This window comes from Nostocoides sp., assembly GCF_035343835.1.
Lineage (GTDB): Bacteria > Actinomycetota > Actinomycetes > Actinomycetales > Dermatophilaceae > Nostocoides_A > Nostocoides_A vanveenii.
Map to the genome: position 1 here is coordinate 1 of NZ_DAOQZV010000354.1, position 2,275 is coordinate 2,275.

The 2,275-nt window shown below is 73.5% G+C and carries 1 protein-coding gene and 1 pseudogene; one reads left to right on the forward strand and one right to left on the reverse strand.

Annotated elements, in window-relative coordinates:
• Positions 1-145 precede the first annotated feature (145 nt).
• A complete protein-coding gene (gene purM / locus PKH97_RS16010) occupies positions 146-1,267 on the reverse strand; it encodes a phosphoribosylformylglycinamidine cyclo-ligase (protein ID WP_324388608.1) in 1,122 nt (373 codons plus the stop codon).
• A gap of 423 nt (positions 1,268-1,690) precedes the next feature.
• Between purM and PKH97_RS16015 the strand changes: the two are divergent.
• Positions 1,691-2,275, forward strand: a pseudogene (locus tag PKH97_RS16015) (amidase family protein); the annotation flags it as partial.

The following is a 2,275-nucleotide window of genomic DNA, read 5'->3' on the forward strand; positions in this document are numbered from 1 at the left end:
CGCGGGCGTGGCCGGCGGGCGCTTCTGGGTGGCCACCGACGCGCCGGCGCTGTGGGCCACGCCGCGACTGGGGCTACCCGCCGGTAGGTGAGTCAGGGCGGGCGCTCTAGCGCCCGTTTCGTCACACCTACCGCGCGGTAGCCGCTCAGGCGTAGGTGCCGACCAGTTGGACCGATCCGCCGTGCACACCCTTGGCGCCCCGGACGACCTCGACGGCGGCGTCGACTGCTGCGTCGGCCTCGTGGGTGACGCGTCCCATTGCCCAGGTCCGTATGCCGCGGGCCTCCAGCAGCGTGACCGCTGCGTCGACGGCGGGCTCGGGCACCAGGGCGACGAACCCGACGCCCATATTGAGCGTGCGCTCGAGGTCGAGCTGCGGCACCGAGCCCAGGGCGCCGATGGTCGTGAACACCGCGGGCGGCGTCCAGGTGGTCCGGTCCAGCCGCGCGTGCAGCCCGGCCGGCAAGACGCGGGCCAGGTTCGCCACCAGCCCGCCACCGGTGACATGCGAAAGCCCGTGGACCCCGCCCCCCGCCACTACGGCGGGGTCACGGATCAGGTCGAGGAGGTCGGCGGCATACACCCGGGTGGGGGTGAGCAACTCCTCCCCGAGTGTGCGCCCGAACTCGGGCACGTCCCGGTCCAGTTGCCAGCCGGCGGCGCCGATCACCCGCCGGACCAGCGAATAGCCGTTGGAGTGCAGGCCCGAGGAGGCGAGCCCGAGGACGACGTCACCGGCCGCCACGCGATCGGGGCCGAGGACATCGGCATACTCCACCACGCCGGTGGCGGCGCCGGCCACGTCATAATCGTCGACGCCCAAAAGTCCCGGGTGCTCGGCCGTCTCGCCGCCGACCAAGGCCACGCGCGCCTGCTCGCACGCCCGGGCGATGCCGCCGACGATCGCGGCGATCCGCTCGGGCACCACGCGTCCGCAGGCGATGTAGTCGGTCATGAAGAGCGGTTCGGCCCCGCAGACGACGATGTCGTCGACCACCATGCCGACGAGGTCGAAGCCGATGGTGTCGTGGCGATCGAGAGCCTGGGCGATGGCGACCTTGGTGCCGACCCCGTCGGTGGACGTCGCGAGGATCGGCCGCGTCATCCGGGCGATCGCCGAGGCGTCGAACATCCCGGCGAAGCCGCCGAGCCCCCCGACCACCTCCGGACGGGTGGCTCGCGCGACGGCCGCCTTCATCAACTCGACGGCCTTGTCACCCGCCTCGACGTCGACGCCGGCGGAGGCATAAGTGATCTGTTCGCTCACCGGCCCAGTATCGCGGTCTCCCCGTCGGGCCCGGACAGTGCGTCCAGCAGGATCGGGTCACGTGCGCGCCCCTCGCCGGGCACCCACGTGCCCGCGCGGCCAGACCGCACGCACTGATCCCAGGGCCCACCCGGGACATGGTCCCGATCCGGTGGGCGAGGCTGCGGCCTACGCTCGCGGGCATGACCCCGCTCGCGCAGATGTCCGCCGTCGAGACCGCCGCCTCCCTGCGCGCCAGGACCTTGTCGGCTGAAGAGGTCGTCGCAGCGGCGCTGGAGCGAGCGGAGGCGGCGCAGGCGGCATACAACTGTTTCGTCGCGATTCGACGGCAGGAGGCGTTGACCGAGGCGCGCGCCATCGACGCCGGCGGTCCCGGGCACGACGGCCCGCTCGCCGGAGTTCCGCTGTCGCAAGACCGAGTTCGACGTCGCGGGCCTCGTCACGACGCTCGGCGGGCGCGGCAACACCACTCCGGCGCAGGCGGACAGCGAGATGGTCCGCCGGCTGCGGGCGGCGGGGGCGGTGGTGATCGGGACAACGACGATGCCGGAGTTCGGCCAATTCCCGTTCACCGAGTCGGTGGCGTTCGGGGTGACGCGCAACCCGCGGGACATCAGCCGCTCGCCCGGTGGGTCGTCCGGCGGCACCGCGGTGGCGCTCGCCGCCGGGGTCGCGCCCATCGGGCTGGGGGCGGACGGTGGCGGATCGATCCGCGTCCCGGCCGCGTGCACCGGCGTGGTCGAACTCAAGACCAGCCGTGGCCGGGTCAGTCCGGCGCCGCTGACCGATCACTGGCTCGGCCTGGTCACGTTGGGCGGGTTGACGCGGACGGCCGCCGATCACGCCATGCTCCTGGACGCCATCGCCGGCTCTCTCCCGGCGGATCGTTGGCAGTTGCCGAATCCGCAGGAGCCGTTCGCGCTCACCGCCGCGGGTGACCCGGGCCCGCGGCGGATCGCCTGGACGACGCGGTCGGTGACGCCGGGCCGACCCGCAGGTCGCGGCCGC